The sequence below is a fragment of the Streptomyces sp. SCSIO 75703 genome (assembly GCF_036607905.1).
In the GTDB taxonomy this organism is placed as follows: Bacteria; Actinomycetota; Actinomycetes; order Streptomycetales; family Streptomycetaceae; genus Streptomyces.
On sequence record NZ_CP144555.1, the window covers coordinates 2,856,403 to 2,870,996 of the forward strand.

Below are 14,594 nucleotides of genomic sequence, written 5' to 3' on the forward strand. Positions count from 1 at the left end.
CGTCCACGACGTCCGCCGCGGAGGTTGCGCCTTCAGGGTGGCCCCGTACGCGCCGGGGCGGCGCCGATGTGCCGCCCCACCCGGGCGGCCGGGCCCACGAACCTCAGCGCGCCCCACGGGCGCGTCGGGGTGTGCCGTGGGGTGCCGGGGAGCTTCGGGTCCTGCCGGAGGGCTGTGGGTCGGTGGGTGCCGGTCGGGGCTGTCGCTCGGGGACTGCCGGGGACTGCCGGGGACTGCCGGGGACTGCCGGGGACTGCCGGGGACTGCCGGGGACTGCCGGGGAGTGGTTCGGCGGGGCCCGGCGGTGGGGCGCCGGGCGCGGAGTGCTGGGCGGCGTGGGGCGGCCGGGGCCCGGCCCCCCGGGGGGGGGATCAGCGGGTGGCGGGTCCGGGCTCGGGGGTGAGGGCGGCGGCAGGAGCGGGGTCCACCGGGCCGGGTACCCCGCCGGGTACGGGCGTGTCGGGCGCCGCCTGCGTGCCGGACCTCGGCGTGTCGCGTCCCGGCGTGTCGGCAGCCGTGCGCCGCGTCGGCGTGTCACCTGCCGGCGTGTCGGTGCCCGTGCGCCGCGTCGGCGTGCCGTGTCCCGGCGAGTCGGCAACCGTGCGTCCCGTCGGCGTGTCACCTGCCGGCGTGTCGGCAGCCGTGCGCTCCGCCGCTGTCCCGGGCGTGGCCTCCGCCCCGCTCCGGCGGCCGGAGGGGACCACCAGGGCCGCGATCCCGGCCAGCCCCACCACCCCGGCGCCCACGGCGACCGCGGGCCGCAGCCCGTCGACGAAGGTCTGCGCGGACTCGTAGCCGCCCCGCGCCGCGAAGATGGACCCCATCACGGCGATGCCGAGCGCCCCGCCGACCTCGCGCAGCGCGTTGTTGGCGCCGGAGGCGATGCCCTGCTCCCGCGGCCGGACGCTGGACATGACCAGGGCGGAGGCCGGGGCGAAGAACAGGGCCATGCCGACGCCGCCGAGGATCAGTCCGGGCAGTTGGGCGGCGTAGGTGGCGTCGGCCGTGACCACGGAGGCGAGGTGGGCGAGGCCGGCCGCCTGGAGGAAGAGCCCGGCGGCGACGACGGGGCGCCCGCCGATCCGGTCGGAGAGGAGCCCGGCGAGGGGCGCCACGAGCATCGGCATGCCGGTCCAGGGCAGCATGCGCAGCCCGGCCTCGGTGGGCGAGTAGCCGAGCACGCCCTGCATGTACTGGCTGAGCAGGAAGATCGAGCCGAACATGCCGAGGAACATCAGCAGGCTCGCCGCGTTGATCCCGGCGAAGGCCCGGGAGCGGAACAGCCGCATCGGCAGCATCGGGTGGGCGGCGCGGGTGCCGTGCACGACGAAGCCGGCGAGCAGCGCGGCCCCGGCGAACAGGGCGGTCAGCACCACGGCGTCGGTCCAGCCGTCGGCGGGCCCGCGGACCAGCCCGTAGACGATCCCGAAGAGTCCGCCGCTGGCGAGCAGCGTGCCGCGGATGTCGAGCGGGGCGCCGGTGCCGTGGGACTCGGCGAGTCGGAGGCGGGCGAGGGGCAGCAGGGCGAGGCCCAGCGGAACGTTCAGCCAGAAGATCCACTGCCAGGAGATGTGCTCGGTGAGGCTGCCGCCGACCAGGGGGCCGGAGGCCACGGCGAGCCCGTTGACGGCGCCCCAGATCCCGTACGCCATCCCGCGCCGCTCGGCGGGGACGGCCGCGGTCAGCAGGGTGAGCGTCAGCGGCATCATGACGGCCGCGCCGACGCCCTGGACCGCGCGGGCCGCGATGAGGGCGTCGATGCCGGGGGCCAGCGCGGCGGCGGCGGAGGCGCCGGTGAAGACGGTGAGCCCGGCGAGGAAGAGGCGGCGCCGGCCGAAGCGGTCGCCGAGGGCCGCGCCGAACATCAACAGGACGGCGAAGGTGAGCGTGTAGGCGCTCACGGTCCATTCGAGGTCGTGCAGCGCGCCGCCGAGGTCCTCGCGGATGGAGGGCAGTGCGGTGGTGACGACGAGGTTGTCGAGGGCCGCCATGAAACCGGCGACGCTGGTGATGACGAGGGCCCACCCGGCTCCCCCGCGTGGTGCGCCGTGCTGTGACATCTCTCCCCCAGAGGGTGTCCGCCGCTCTGCGCGAGCGGAGATTAGTTATTGATCACTACTTTCCGCGGGCACGCGAGACCGCCCGTGAAGCGCACGGCCCGGATGGCCGTGGATGCGTACCGGACACGCGCGCCATCCGGCGCCGCGCCCCGGCTAGGTGCCCTCCGCCTCCCGCTGGACGCGGGCGGAGAGGTCGAGCCCCTCCCAGACCCGGTGGCCGGGCGGGAAGCCCATGCCTGCCAGGGTGTTGATGAGCATGCCGAACGCCATGAACGAGGTCGTCTCCGCGGTGTCCCCGCCGAGCGGGAGGTGGACGGCGTCCCACAGCTCCATCCAGCGGGTGCGGACCATCTCGCCGAACTCGTGGTCGCCGGCGGCCTCGGCGGCGGCGACGGTGACGTAGACCTGCAACTGCATCTGGAGCTGCTCGGGCCGCTCCGTGATCAGCCGTGTGTACGCCGCCGCCATCGCCTGCAGGGCCTCTTCGCCGCGCAGTCCGTCGGAGGCTTCCTCGAAGACCCGGCGGGTGTCCTCCAGGCAGCGTTCGGCCGCCGCGAGGAAGATCGCCTTCTTGCCCGGGAAGAGCCGGAAGAGGTACGGCTGGGAGACCCCCACCCGCTTGGCGATGGCCTCCGTGGACGTGCCGTGGTAGCCGCCCCGGGCGAACTCGCTCGTCGCCGCGCGGATGACGCTCTCGCGCCGCTCCTCGGCGCTCATCCTGACCATGCGAGAAAGTTAGTGGGCAATCACTAACTACGTCAAGGGCCGGGAGGGCCGCTCCTCCGGCCCGTGCGCCCCGGAGGGTTCACGGGCCCGGAGGGCGGCCCTCGCCGGGCTGGCGTCGTCGCCGGTCAGGCGAGCCGGACGAGCGCGCGGGACATGCCGAGGACCTTCTGCCCGGCGCTGGTCGCGGTGAGGTCGACGCGGACGGTGTGGTCGTCCAGTTTGGCGGCGACCTTGCCGCTGACCTCGATCACGGCGCCCTCGCCGTCGTCGGGCACGACCACGGGGCGGGTGAAGCGGACGCCGTACTCGACGACCGCGCCGGGGTCGCCGGTCCAGTCGGTGACGACCCGGATGGCCTCGGCCATGGTGAACATGCCGTGCGCGATGACGTCCGGGAGACCGACCTCCCTGGCGAACCGCTCGTTCCAGTGGATCGGGTTGAAGTCGCCGGAGGCACCCGCGTAGCGCACCAGGGTGGCGCGGTCCACGGGGAAGGAACGGGCGGGCAGTTCGGTGCCGACCTCGACGTCGCTGTACGCGATCTTCGCCGTCATGGGGTGCTCACGCCTCCTCGGCCGCGCGGGCCACGAGCTTGGTCCAGGCGGTCACGACGTGCTCGCCGGCCTCGTCGTGGACCTCACCGCGGATGTCCAGGATGTCGTTGCCGGCCATCGACTTGACCGCCTCGATGGTGGAGGTGACGGTGAGCCGGTCGCCGGCGCGGACGGGGCGCGCGTAGGCGAACCTCTGGTCGCCGTGCACGACCCGGCTGTAGTCCAGCCCGAGCTGCGGGTCCTGGATGACCTCGCCGGCCGCCTTGAAGGTGATGGCGAACACGAAGGTCGGCGGGGCGATCACGTCCGGGTGGCCGAGCGCCTTGGCGGCCTCGGTGTCGGTGTAGGCGGGGTTGGGGTCGCCCACCGCCTCCGCGAACTCACGGATCTTCTCCCGGCCCACCTCGTAGGGCGCGGTCGGCGGATAGGTCCGCCCCACGAACGACTGGTCGAGCGCCATGGGCTCGCAACCTCCTGGTCTCTGCGACTGCTGCTGTCTGCGACCGCCGCCGCCCGTGACCGTCCGTGACGCGCGCCGCGCGGCGCGGGGACGGGTGGCCGGGGCCGGGCGGGGAGCCCGGGGGCGGGACGGGGGGCCGGGGCCGGGGCCCGCCGGTCGGGACTACGGGCTGCCGGAGCCCGCCGGTTCCCTGGGTTCCGCCGGTTCCCGCGGGCCCGATGGTTCCGGGGCCGGAACGACGCGAGGCCGCCCCCTGACTTCGGGGACGGCCTCGCGTACGAGCCTGATTTATCGCGTCTCGCGGTGCGCGGTGTGCGCATTGCAACGCGGGCAGTGCTTCTTCATCTCCAGGCGATCCGGGTTGTTACGCCGGTTCTTCTTGGTGATGTAGTTCCGCTCCTTGCACTCCACGCAGGCCAGCGTGATCTTCGGGCGGACGTCGGTGGCAGCCACGTGAGTGCTCCTTGACGAACGGATTGACGATGTTCAACGCAGAAAGAGTAGCCGATCGAAGGACCGACCCCGCAATCGGCTACTTAACGTAGCGGTGACCGGACTTGAACCGGTGACACAGCGATTATGAGCCGCTTGCTCTACCGACTGAGCTACACCGCTGAGATGCGATCGGGCCCCGCCTGGCGGCGGGAACCTCTCACACCAGAGCCCCAAAACGGAATCGAACCGTTGACCTTCTCCTTACCATGGAGACGCTCTGCCGACTGAGCTATTGGGGCGAGCGAGGAAGACATTACACGCTCGCCCGCCCATCGCCCAAATCCATTTCCCGGTCCCCTCCGACCTCGTTCCCGCGCCCCGGGACCACCCCTGGTGATGCCGTGGGGACCACGGAGGCGGACGTTCCCGGCGGTGCCGGGGCGACCACGGGCGGACACTCCGCAAGGTGCCGAGCACGCCGGGCCGGACGCTCCCGCGAGGCACCCGGCCCACCGGGACGAAGGCCGGGAACGCCGGGGCGGGGCCGCAGCGGCGACGAGGCCGGGGACCGGGCCGGTACGGTGGCCGGCCCCGGCGGCCGCGGCCCGGCGCGGGATCGGAGGCCGAACCACCGGGCCCCGGAGACTCCCCGGCGCCGCCGGACCCCCGAACGCCGCGCCCGCCCTCCCCACCGGACCGTGACCCATCCCACCCCACCCCACACGCCCCGTCAACGCGGACAGGCCCCCTCCGTGCCCTCCCCTCCCCCACGGGCGTTCTCCACACCGGGATCAAGCCCGGCTCGACGGGGACCCCTGCGGTACGACTATTGCGCTCCTCCGCGCCCCCGACTGATCACCGTCCTAGGCTCGACCCACTCTGCGTGATCTTGTACGTGATCCTGCGTCCCCACTGCGCAGCCCCGAGCCCGGAGGAGCGCGATGCCCGCCAGCCAGCCGCAGCCGCACCACTCGTCCTCCCGCTCGGGCCCGGCCGACGGCGGCTCCCTGCTGCTGTCCGGCGCCCGGCTCGCCGACGGCCGCACCGTGGACGTACGGCTGCACGGCGACCGCATCGAGGCGGTCGGCACCGCCGGCAGCCTGACCGGCGGCCTTCCGCCCGGCGCGGGAGCCCGCGTCGACCTCTCCGGCTACCTGCTCCTGCCCGCCCCCGCCGAGCCCCACGTCCACGCCGACACGGCACTGACGGCCGACACGCCCGGCCCCGTCCTCGACGACCCCCGGGAGGTCCAGCGGCGTGCCACGGAGGCCGCCCTGCTCCAGCTCGGGCACGGCGCCACCGCGCTCCGCGCGCACGTACGCGTGGGCGACGTCCCGGGACTGGGCACGCTGACAGGGGTCCTGCGGGCGCGGCGCGCGCTGCGCGGGCTGACGGAGCTGACCACGGTGGCGGTGCCGAGGGTGCTGACGGGCGTGGCGGGGGCCGAGGGGCTGGCGATACTGCGGGACGCGCTGAAGATGGGCGCCGACGTGGCGGGCGGCTGCCCCGACCTGGACCCCGACCCGACGGGGTACGTGGAGGCGGTCCTGGAGATCGCCGCCGAACACGGCGTCCCCGTCGACCTGCACACGGACGCCGCCGACCCGGCGCGGCTGGCCCGCATCACGGCGATGGCGGGCGGACTGCGCCCCGGGGTGACGCTCGGGCCGTGCGAGGGGCTCGCCCTGCTGCCGGACGAGGTGGCCTCCCGGATGGCGGACCTGCTCGCGGCGGCCGGGGTGACCGTGGTGTGCCTGCCGCAGGGCGGCTGCGCCGGGGGCGGGGACGGCGGCGCCGACCATCGCGACGCCCCGGCGCCGGTACGGCTGCTGCGCGCCGCCGGGGTGCGCGTCGCCGCCGGGAGCGGAGCGCTGCGGGACCTCTCCAACCCGGTGGGGCGCGGCGACCCCCTGGAGGCGGCCTTCCTGCTGGCCTCGCGGCACGGGCTGCGCCCCACGGAGGCGTACGAGGCGGTGAGTTCCACGGCGCGGTCGGTGCTGGGGCTGCCCGGGGTGCGCGTGGAGGCGGGTTTCCCGGCCGAACTCCTCGCGGTGCGCGCGGACGGGCTGGCGGGGGCGCTCTCCCTGGCGTACAGCCGGATCGTGGTGCACCGGGGGCGCGTGGTGTCGCGGACCAGCGCGGTACGGGAGTTCGGCGACCCGCCGACCGGGCTGGAGCCGGGGCTGCCCCGTCAGGGACGCGGCGACCGGGACGGCCGTCAGGGGCGCGGGGAGTGGCCGTGAGGCCGGGCTCGTGACCGCGCGCCTCGCCGCGGCGGCGCGCTCCCGTTGCCTGCGCCTGCCCGTTCCGTGGGCCGGGCCGAGACCGTACGGCGGGGACGGCCGTCGCGGCGTACGGTCGAAGGCATGCGCATTGTCATCGCTGGGGGTCATGGTCGGATCGCGCTGCGGCTGGAGCGGTTGCTCGCCGCACGCGGTGACGAGGTGGCGGGCATCGTCCGCCGGGCCGAGCAGGCCGACGATCTGCGGGAGGCCGGTGCCGAGCCGGTGGTCCTCGACCTGGAGTCGGCCTCCGTCGACGAGGTCGCGGCACGGCTGCGGGGCGCCGACGCGGCGGTCTTCGCGGCGGGCGCGGGTCCCGGGAGCGGCGCGGCCCGCAAGGAGACGGTGGACAAGGCGGCGGCGGTCCTGTTCGCGGACGCGGCGGTGCGGGCGGGGGTACGGCGGTTCGTGGTGGTGTCGGCGATGAACGCCGATCCGCGGCACGCGGGCGACGAGGTGTTCGACGTCTACCTGCGCGCGAAGGGCGAGGCCGACGCGTACGTGCGCTCCCAGGAGGCGCTGGACTGGACGATCCTGCGCCCGGGTCTGCTGACCGACGACGCCGGTACGGGGCTGGTACGGCTGGAGGCGCACACCGGGCGCGGCCCGGTGCCGCGGGACGACGTGGCCGCGGTCCTGGCCGAACTGGTGGACACGCCGGCGACGGCGGGGCTGACGCTGGAGCTGATCAGCGGTTCGGCGCCGGTGTCGGTCGCGGTGAAGGCGGTGGCCGGCAACTGAGAACGCCGGCGGCGCGGGCCCGCGCCGCTCAGAACAGGGGCAGTTGGCCGGGCACCTCGGGGACGACGTAGCCGTCCAGGGAGGGCTGCGCCGCCCCGAGCGGGGCCGGGCGGCGCGATCCCGGGCAGGAGACGAGGTCGGCGCTGACTCTGGTACCGGGCGGATCGTGCCGGGCGTAGCGTCCGGCGACGACGGCGATCTCGCGGCGGCACTCGGGGCAGCGCCGGCGGCGGGCGGAACCGGAAGGTCCGGCGGACCGGGAGGACGGCGGCATGCCCCCAGTCTGCCCGCGACACGCCGCCGAGCGCCCGCGGGCCGCGCCGAACACCGCCGGGCGCGGCGCAAGGCGCGGCGCGGCGCGGCGGGCCGCGTGATCAGGCGACCGGCGTGTCGCCGCCCCGCCGCTCGCGCCCGGGAAACTGGCTCAGCGCCAACAGGGCCAGCCCGGCGAAGAGCAGGGCGACACCGCCGAGGGCCGCCCACTCCCACAGGGGGCCGCCCTGGGTGGCGAGGCGGTTCAGCGTGAGCGCGCAGACGGCGTTCCAGGCGAGGCCGAGCGCGATCACCAACTGCCCCCAGCCGTGGGTCCGTACGCGTCGCACGGATCGCCGGTTCACCGGCAGCAGCCACCCTCGCGTGAGCGCCGCCGCGCCGGATGCACCGATGAGCAACGCCACGAGCGCGCCCGCGCCGGCCACGTACACCGTCATGTCCGGCCTTTCCCCCGCTCCGGCTCCGCACCGGAAACCGGCACATCATGGCATCGCCCCCTCCCGCCGTCGTCCGGCCGCCGGAGAGGGGCGCCGGTCAGGGGCGTTCCGCCTGGTCCGGCTGCTCGCCCCTCCCGCCGCTGCGGCGGCGGCTGAGCAGGGCGCTTCCCACGATCACCAGGCCGATGGCGGCGATCCGGGCGGCCTGGTGGTAGCCGGCCGCCGCCTGAGGAGCTCCGGGCAGCCGGAGGAAGACCCACGCGGCCACGAGCCCGCCGACACCGACCAGGGCGACGGCTCCCCACGTCCCGAGGTCGGCCCACCAGGGCCCCGAGCCGTCATCCCGTCCAACACCCTTGTCGGTCACGGCCATTCCCCCTGTACGCGCGGTGACGGTCACCAGGAAGGACGCGCCCCCGCCACAGTCGGTTCACCAGCCGGCACCCGACAACGACGAAAGGGTCTGTGACCAGCATTGCTGCTGGTCACAGACCCTTTCGGTCGTGTGGCGGCGCCAGGATTCGAACCTGGGAAGGCTGAGCCGGCAGATTTACAGTCTGCTCCCTTTGGCCGCTCGGGCACACCGCCGGGTTTCGCTGCTCGTCGCGCCGCTTTCGGGCGGTGCTCCGTGGCAACGACGTAAACAATACCCGATGCGGAGGGGTGCTCCGCCACCCGATTGATCGCCGTCCGGGGCGCCGCGGGTGGCTAGGCTGGCCGGGTGCGGCCGAGGCCCCCCGGAGGGGCCCGGTGGCCGCCGTCGTATGCCGGTACGGGTCCCGCAGGTGACCCGACACGCACCAGATACAAGGAGCCACAGGACATGGCCGACTCCAGTTTCGACATCGTCTCGAAGGTCGAGCGGCAGGAGGTCGACAACGCCCTCAACCAGGCCGCCAAGGAGATTTCGCAGCGCTACGACTTCAAGGGTGTGGGCGCCTCGATCGGGTGGTCCGGGGAGAAGATCCTCCTGGAGGCGAACTCCGAGGACCGGGTGAAGGCCGTGCTCGACGTCTTCCAGTCCAAGCTGATCAAGCGGGGCATCTCGCTGAAGGCCCTGGACGCCGGTGAGCCGCAGCTCTCCGGCAAGGAGTACAAGATCTTCGCGTCGATCCAGGAGGGCATCTCCCAGGACAACGCGAAGAAGGTGGCGAAGATCATCCGCGATGAGGGCCCCAAGGGCGTGAAGGCCCAGGTGCAGGGCGAGGAGCTGCGGGTCACCTCGAAGAGCCGGGACGACCTCCAGGCCGTGATCTCGCTGCTGAAGGGCAAGGACTTCGACTTCGCGTTGCAGTTCGTGAACTACCGGTAGTCCGGTTCACGGGCGTCCGGTCCCCGGGGCCGGGGTCCGGACGGGAGAAAGGGTGGGCGCCCGTGGGTGCCCACCCTTCGTCGTCCGCCCGGTTGCCGTCGGCCCGGTCATCGTCGGCCCGGTCGCCGTCCGCCCGGCCATCCTCGGCCCAGTCATCGTCGGCCCGGTTGCCGTCCGCCCCGTCCGGCACGGGGCGGGGTCAGCTCCGGGAGTTGCCGAACAGCAGGCGGTAGCCGATCAGGAGGACCAGGGAGCCGCCGATGGCCGCCGCCCAGGTGGCGCCGTCGTAGAAGCCCTTGGTGATGGGGTGGTCCAGCCAGCGGGCCGAGATCCAGCCGCCGATGAACGCGCCCGCGACACCGATCAGCGTGGTGCCGATGATGCCGCCCGGGTCGCGCCCCGGCAGCAGGAACTTGGCGATGGCCCCGGCCAACAGTCCCAGGATGATCCAGCCGATGACGGTCATGCCGCTACCCTGCCCCTTCTCGTTCCACGCCGTGCCGCCGCTGTGGGCCGATCCTCCGCGCGTGCTGTCGTGTCCTGTCGGTGGAGAGGACGTCCCGATCATGCCCGGTGGTTGCGCCGGCACTCCTGACGGACCGTCGGCTACCAGCCGTTGCGCTGTCCGGCGGCGGCCGTGAACGGCTGGTCGGTGCGGACGATCTCGCGGCCCAGCGGGAGCAGCGAGACGGGGATCAGCTTGAAGTTGGCGATGCCGAGCGGGATGCCGATGATCGTGACGCAGAGCGCGATGCCGGTGAAGACGTGGCCGAGCGCCAGCCACCAGCCGGCCAGGACCAGCCAGAGCACGTTGCCGATGCAGGAGGGCGCTCCCGCGTCCCGGCGTTCGACCGTGGTGTAGCCGAAGGGCCAGAGCGCGTAGACGCCGATGCGGAATGCGGCGATCCCGAAGGGGATGCCGATGATGGTGATGCACAGCAGCACGCCCGCGACCAGGTAGCCGAGGAACAGCCAGAAGCCGCTGAGGACGAGCCAGATGATGTTCAGGATGGTCTTCACTGGTGGCGACCTGCCATCTTTTCGAGTCGGGCGATCCGCTCCGCCATCGGAGGGTGGGTGGAGAACATCTTGGACAGTCCTTCCCCCGGCCGGAAAGGGTTCGCGATCATCATGTGGCTGGCGGTCTCGATGCGCGGCTCGGGCGGCAGCGGGAGCTGCCGGGTGCCGGCCTCCAGCTTGCGCAGCGCGCCGGCGAGCGCGAGCGGGTCGCCGGTGAGCTGGGCCCCGGAGGCGTCGGCCTCGTACTCCCGGGAGCGGCTGATGGCGAGTTGGATCAGGGTGGCGGCGAGTGGGCCCAGGATCATGATCAGCAGCATGCCGAGCAGGCCGGGGCCGTCGTCGTCGTCGGACCGCCCGATGGGGATCAGCCAGGCGAAGTTCACCAGGAACATGATCACGGAGGCGAGGGCTCCGGCGACCGAGGAGATCAGGATGTCGCGGTTGTAGACGTGGCTCAGTTCGTGGCCGATGACGCCGCGCAGCTCGCGTTCGTCGAGCAGGCGCAGGATGCCGTCGGTGCAGCAAACGGCGGCGTTGCGCGGGTTGCGGCCGGTGGCGAAGGCGTTGGGCGCCTCCGTCGGGGAGATGTACAGGCGGGGCATGGGCTGGCGGGCCTGGGTGGAGAGCTCGCGGACCATGCGGTAGAGGGCGGGTGCCTCGAACTCGCTGACCGGGCGGGCGCGCATCGCGCGCAGGGCGAGCTTGTCGCTGTTCCAGTACGCGTACGCGTTGGTGCCGAGGGCGACGAGGACGGCGACGACGAGCCCGGCTCGGCCGAAGAAGCCGCCGATGACGATGATGAGCGCGGACAGTCCCCCGAGGAGAACTGCGGTCCTGAGCCCGTTGTGCCGGCGGTGCACGGTACGCCCTCCAAATCGTGCAGCAGGGGAACCCTCTGGTTGCTGGTCTCGCTCGCTGTGCGTGGTCGCTGTCCGGGATGCCCCTGGTCGTGGTGTCTCGTCCCGTCCAGTGGACCCTTCCGTACTGGTCAACGCCAGGCGAATGCCGCCGGTTCCCCGACGCGTACGGTGGCGCGCGGTCCGTCCGGGTGGCGGGGGCCCGCCCCGGGTGCGCTGCTCGCGCTCGGGGGCGTGTGGAGTTAGCCCACGCGCCCTTCGGGTGCCGCCCCGGTGTGGACGGCGGTTCCGGGTGGTGCCGGGCAGGGGCCGTACCGGGGCGTACCCGGGCGCTACAAGGCGCTGCCAGGCTCAGAAGAGGGCGGTGCCGGCGAAGCGCAGGACGAGCTGGGGGGCTCCGGAGAGGGCGAGGCCGAGGGCGCCGGTGGCGGCGAGGGCGGCGGTGAGCGGGGCCGGGAGGCGGTGGGCGGCGGTCTCGCCCTCGGGGGCGCGGAAGAGCAGGGCCGTCCACCGGAGGTAGTAGAAGAGGGCGATCACGACGTTGACGGCCATGACCACGGCGAGCCAGCCGAGGCCCGCGTCGACGGCGGCGGCGAAGACGGTGACCTTGGCGAAGAGGCCGATGATCCCGGGCGGCAGCCCGGCGAGGCACAGCAGGAAGAACGCGAGGAGCAGCGCGGTCAGCGGGTTGGCGGCGTACAGGCCCCGGTAGTCGTCGACCCGGTTGAGGGTCCTGGTCCGGCCGACGAGGGCGGCCACCGCGAAGGCGCCGAGGTTCACGGCGGCGTACACGAGGGCGTAGGCGACGGTGGAGCCGATCGGCCGTCCGGGGTCGTCGGCGTACGCGGCGGCGGCGATCGGCACCAGGAGGTAGCCGGCCTGGCCGACGGACGACCAGGCGAGGAGCCGTACCGCGCCGTACGCGCGCGTGGCGCTCTGCCGCAGGGCGCCGAGGTTGCCGACGGTCATGGTGAGCGCGGCCAGTACGGCGAGGGCGGGCCCCCACACGTCGGCGTACGAGGGGAGGGCGACGACGGTGACGAGGACGAGGCCGCTGAAGCCGACCGCCTTGCCGACGACCGAGAGGTACGCGGCGACCGGCAGGGGGGCGCCGACGTAGGTGTCGGGGACCCAGAAGTGGAAGGGCACGGCGGCCGTCTTGAAGGCGAAGCCGACGAGGAGGACGACGACGCCGGTCCGTACGAGGGTGGTGAACTGGCCGTCGACGTGCTGGACGCGCTCGGCCACCCGGGTCAGGTGGAGGGTGCCGGTGGCGGCGTAGACGAAGCTGACGCCCAGGAGGCTGACGGCGGTCGCGGTGACCGAGGAGAGGAAGAACTTCAGGGCGGCCTCGGAGGAGCGCCGGTCGCCGTGGCGCAGGCCCACCAGGGCGAAGGCGGGCAGGGAGGCCACCTCCAGGGCGACGACGAGGGTGGCGAGGTCGCGGGAGGCGGGCAGCAGCGCGGCGCCGGCCGCCGAGGAGAGCAGCAGGAACCAGAACTCGCCGTCGGGCAGGCGCGGGCCGGAGTCCCGCAGCGCGGTGACGGACAGCAGGGCGGCCACCAGGGCGCCGCCGAGGACGAGGAACTGGATGGCGAGGGTGAACGTGTCCGCGCTGTAGCTGCACACGGCCGGGTCGCCGGTGAGGCAGAACGTCGCGCGGCCGGCGCCCACCAGCGGCAGCAGCAGGAGCAGGCCGGCGGCGAGCGCGCCGACGGCGCCGAGGCCGAGCAGCGGTTTGCGGGACTCGGGCACGAACAGGTCGGCGACCAGCACGGCGAGCGCGGCCAGGGCCACGACGGTGGGCGGGGCGATGGCGAGCCAGTCGACGGACTGGACGAGGCTCTGGGCCACCGGGCTCATCGGGTGCCTCCTGCGAGGAGTTGCTGCACGGCGGGGTCGGTCAGCCCGAGGAGGGTCCTCGGCCACAGCCCGGCGACGACGGTGAGGGCGGCCAGCGGCACCCAGGCGGCGAACTCGTGGCCGCGGACGTCGGCCAGCCGGGGCGCCTCGCGCGGGACGGCGCCCATGCAGACGCGGCGGACCACGATCAGCAGGTACGCGGCGGTCAGCAGGGTGCCGAGGGCGCCGACGGCCGTGAAGACGAGGAACGCGGGGCGGCTCAGGCCCTGGTGCGGGTCGAAGGCGCCGAAGAGGGCCAGCATCTCGCCCCAGAACCCGGCGAGTCCCGGCAGTCCGAGCGAGGCGACCGCGGCGAAGGCGAGCAGTCCGCCGAGGCGGGGCGCCCTGCCGTAGAGGGCGCCGCCGGTCCCCTCGGCGAGGGTGTCGAGGTCGGTCGTGCCGGTGCGGTCCTTGACCCCGCCGACCAGGAAGAAGAGCAGGCCGGTGACGAGGCCGTGGGCGATGTTGGCGAACAGGGCGCCGTTCACGCCGGTGGGGGTCATCGAGGCGATGCCGAGCAGGACGAAGCCCATGTGGCCGACGGAGGAGTACGCGATGAGCCGTTTCAGGTCGCCCTTGGCGCCCCGCCGGGCGAGGGCGAGGCAGGCGAGGGAGCCGTAGACGATGCCGACGACGGCGAGTGCGCCGAGGTAGGGCGCGAAGACGCGGAAGCCGTCGGGGGCGGCGGGCAGCAGGATGCGGACGAAGCCGTACGTGCCCATCTTCAGCAGGACGCCGGCGAGCAGGACCGAGCCGACGGTCGGCGCGGCGGTGTGGGCGTCGGGCAGCCAGCTGTGCAGCGGCCACACCGGGGTCTTCACGGCGAGCCCGAGTCCGATCGCCAGAACGGCGGTGACCTGCACGGATGCGGTCAGTGACCGTCCGTTGTCAGTGGCGAGTGCCACCATGTCGAACGTGCCCGCCTTGATTCCGATGAGGAGCAGGCCGAGCAGCATGATCACGGAGCCGAGCAGCGTGTAGAGGATGAAGGTCCAGGCGGACCTCACCCGGTTCTCGCCGCCCCAGCGGGCGATGAGGAAGTACATCGGGATCAGGACCGTCTCGAAGGCGAGGAAGAAGAGGACCAGGTCGAGGACGGCGAAGGTGGCGAGGGTGCCGGACTCCAGGACGAGCAGCAGGGCGACGAACGCCTTCGGGGAGGGGCCCGCGGGCGGCGCGAAGTAGGAGTACAGCGCGCACAGGAAGGTGAGCAGCGCGCTCAGCACGAGGAGGGGGAGCGAGATGCCGTCGACGCCGAGGTGGACGCGCACGTCGAGTGCGGGGATCCAGGCGATGTCCGTGGTGGCCTGCATCCTCGCGGGCTGGTCGTGGTCGAAGCCGGCGACGAGGACGAGGGCGGCGAGCAGGACGGCGCCGGTGACGGTGACGCCGTGGCGCCGGACGGCCTGCCCGGGTGAGGTGCCCCTCAGTCCGGGCGGGGCGGGCAGGAGGGCCGCCACGGCGCCCAGGAGCGGTCCGACGACCACGAACGCGAGGAGGAACCGCATCACGGACTCGTTGATATCGATCACGCC

General features: G+C 73.7%; 15 protein-coding genes, 3 tRNA genes and 1 pseudogene. 3 read left to right on the top strand and 16 right to left on the bottom strand.

The genetic code is table 11. The features are described 5' to 3' along the window. Positions 1-680 precede the first annotated feature (680 nt). From VM636_RS12370 to VM636_RS12400, 7 genes and pseudogenes are all read right to left on the bottom strand, one after another. Positions 681-2,060 (bottom strand): annotated as a pseudogene (locus tag VM636_RS12370) (MFS transporter); the annotation flags it as partial. A 153-nt stretch (positions 2,061-2,213) separates the two neighbouring features. After that, on the bottom strand, positions 2,214-2,786 hold the full coding sequence (locus VM636_RS12375) for a TetR/AcrR family transcriptional regulator (protein WP_338484397.1): 573 nt from the start codon (positions 2,784-2,786) through the stop codon (positions 2,214-2,216). 125 nt (positions 2,787-2,911) lie between these two features. Continuing rightward, on the bottom strand, positions 2,912-3,340 hold the full coding sequence (locus VM636_RS12380) for a MaoC family dehydratase (RefSeq protein WP_030422030.1): 429 nt from the start codon (positions 3,338-3,340) through the stop codon (positions 2,912-2,914). Positions 3,341-3,347: 7 nt separating this feature from the next. Next, positions 3,348-3,800, bottom strand: coding sequence for a MaoC family dehydratase N-terminal domain-containing protein (locus tag VM636_RS12385; RefSeq protein WP_338484399.1), 453 nt, complete (start codon positions 3,798-3,800; stop codon positions 3,348-3,350). Between the two features lie 288 nt (positions 3,801-4,088). Beyond that, on the bottom strand, positions 4,089-4,253 hold the full coding sequence (gene rpmG, locus VM636_RS12390; RefSeq protein WP_003948671.1) for a 50S ribosomal protein L33: 165 nt from the start codon (positions 4,251-4,253) through the stop codon (positions 4,089-4,091). Positions 4,254-4,342: 89 nt separating this feature from the next. Then, positions 4,343-4,415: transfer RNA gene (locus tag VM636_RS12395), tRNA-Met, on the bottom strand. A gap of 46 nt (positions 4,416-4,461) precedes the next feature. Then, positions 4,462-4,534 (bottom strand) — tRNA-Thr (locus VM636_RS12400). Between the two features lie 642 nt (positions 4,535-5,176). On the opposite strand from VM636_RS12400, the gene VM636_RS12405 reads away from it, so the two are divergent. Together VM636_RS12405 and VM636_RS12410 are read left to right on the top strand one after the other, a co-directional pair. Then, positions 5,177-6,478, top strand: a complete 1,302-nt coding sequence (locus VM636_RS12405; protein WP_338484402.1) for an amidohydrolase family protein — start codon at positions 5,177-5,179, stop codon at positions 6,476-6,478. Between the two features lie 123 nt (positions 6,479-6,601). Further along, entirely contained in the window at positions 6,602-7,258 is a 657-nt protein-coding gene (locus tag VM636_RS12410) for an NAD(P)H-binding protein (RefSeq protein WP_030422027.1), read from the top strand. A gap of 28 nt (positions 7,259-7,286) precedes the next feature. On the opposite strand, the gene VM636_RS12415 is transcribed toward VM636_RS12410, so the two are convergent. The 4 genes from VM636_RS12415 to VM636_RS12430 all read right to left on the bottom strand — a co-directional run bounded on the left by VM636_RS12415 (position 7,287) and on the right by VM636_RS12430 (position 8,556). Next, a complete protein-coding gene (locus VM636_RS12415) occupies positions 7,287-7,532 on the bottom strand; it encodes a hypothetical protein (protein WP_030422026.1) in 246 nt (81 codons plus the stop codon). A gap of 100 nt (positions 7,533-7,632) precedes the next feature. Continuing rightward, a complete protein-coding gene (locus VM636_RS12420; protein ID WP_030422025.1) occupies positions 7,633-7,968 on the bottom strand; it encodes a hypothetical protein in 336 nt (111 codons plus the stop codon). A 97-nt stretch (positions 7,969-8,065) separates the two neighbouring features. Beyond that, entirely contained in the window at positions 8,066-8,335 is a 270-nt protein-coding gene (locus tag VM636_RS12425) for a hypothetical protein (protein ID WP_234340397.1), read from the bottom strand. 139 nt (positions 8,336-8,474) lie between these two features. Continuing rightward, positions 8,475-8,556: transfer RNA gene (locus VM636_RS12430), tRNA-Tyr, on the bottom strand. A gap of 235 nt (positions 8,557-8,791) precedes the next feature. Between VM636_RS12430 and VM636_RS12435 the strand changes: the two genes are divergently transcribed. Beyond that, positions 8,792-9,280, top strand: a complete 489-nt coding sequence (locus VM636_RS12435; RefSeq protein ID WP_030422023.1) for a YajQ family cyclic di-GMP-binding protein — start codon at positions 8,792-8,794, stop codon at positions 9,278-9,280. Positions 9,281-9,479: 199 nt separating this feature from the next. Here the strand turns inward: VM636_RS12435 and VM636_RS12440 are convergent, their stop codons facing one another. From VM636_RS12440 to VM636_RS12460, 5 genes are all read right to left on the bottom strand, one after another. Continuing rightward, positions 9,480-9,746 carry a GlsB/YeaQ/YmgE family stress response membrane protein gene (locus tag VM636_RS12440; protein ID WP_030422022.1) on the bottom strand — a complete coding sequence of 89 codons (267 nt, stop codon included), beginning with the start codon at positions 9,744-9,746 and terminating at the stop codon, positions 9,480-9,482. Between the two features lie 140 nt (positions 9,747-9,886). Continuing rightward, positions 9,887-10,300, bottom strand: coding sequence for a YccF domain-containing protein (locus tag VM636_RS12445; protein ID WP_030422021.1), 414 nt, complete (start codon positions 10,298-10,300; stop codon positions 9,887-9,889). Further along, on the bottom strand, positions 10,297-11,160 hold the full coding sequence (gene htpX, locus VM636_RS12450) for a zinc metalloprotease HtpX (protein WP_030422020.1): 864 nt from the start codon (positions 11,158-11,160) through the stop codon (positions 10,297-10,299). Before htpX ends, VM636_RS12445 begins: the two co-directional genes overlap by 4 nt. A gap of 348 nt (positions 11,161-11,508) precedes the next feature. Next, positions 11,509-13,020 carry an NADH-quinone oxidoreductase subunit N gene (locus VM636_RS12455; protein ID WP_338484406.1) on the bottom strand — a complete coding sequence of 504 codons (1,512 nt, stop codon included), beginning with the start codon at positions 13,018-13,020 and terminating at the stop codon, positions 11,509-11,511. Next, a complete protein-coding gene (locus VM636_RS12460; protein WP_030422018.1) occupies positions 13,017-14,591 on the bottom strand; it encodes an NADH-quinone oxidoreductase subunit M in 1,575 nt (524 codons plus the stop codon). The genes VM636_RS12455 and VM636_RS12460 overlap by 4 nt, the downstream gene beginning before the upstream one ends. Between the last annotated feature and the right edge of the window lie 3 nt (positions 14,592-14,594).

Bases quoted from the DNA above. Each gene is read 5' to 3' on its own strand.
- VM636_RS12380 (WP_030422030.1), bottom strand. From the start codon at position 3,340: ATGACGGCGAAGATCGCGTACAGCGACGTCGAGGTCGGCACCGAACTG.
- VM636_RS12385 (WP_338484399.1), bottom strand. From the start codon at position 3,800: ATGGCGCTCGACCAGTCGTTCGTGGGGCGGACCTATCCGCCGACCGCG.
- VM636_RS12420 (WP_030422025.1), bottom strand. From the start codon at position 7,968: ATGACGGTGTACGTGGCCGGCGCGGGCGCGCTCGTGGCGTTGCTCATC.
- VM636_RS12455 (WP_338484406.1), bottom strand. From the start codon at position 13,020: ATGAGCCCGGTGGCCCAGAGCCTCGTCCAGTCCGTCGACTGGCTCGCC.
- VM636_RS12415 (WP_030422026.1), bottom strand. From the start codon at position 7,532: ATGCCGCCGTCCTCCCGGTCCGCCGGACCTTCCGGTTCCGCCCGCCGC.
- VM636_RS12435 (WP_030422023.1), top strand. From the start codon at position 8,792: ATGGCCGACTCCAGTTTCGACATCGTCTCGAAGGTCGAGCGGCAGGAG.
- VM636_RS12410 (WP_030422027.1), top strand. From the start codon at position 6,602: ATGCGCATTGTCATCGCTGGGGGTCATGGTCGGATCGCGCTGCGGCTG.
- VM636_RS12405 (WP_338484402.1), top strand. From the start codon at position 5,177: ATGCCCGCCAGCCAGCCGCAGCCGCACCACTCGTCCTCCCGCTCGGGC.
- VM636_RS12375 (WP_338484397.1), bottom strand. From the start codon at position 2,786: ATGGTCAGGATGAGCGCCGAGGAGCGGCGCGAGAGCGTCATCCGCGCG.
- VM636_RS12440 (WP_030422022.1), bottom strand. From the start codon at position 9,746: ATGACCGTCATCGGCTGGATCATCCTGGGACTGTTGGCCGGGGCCATC.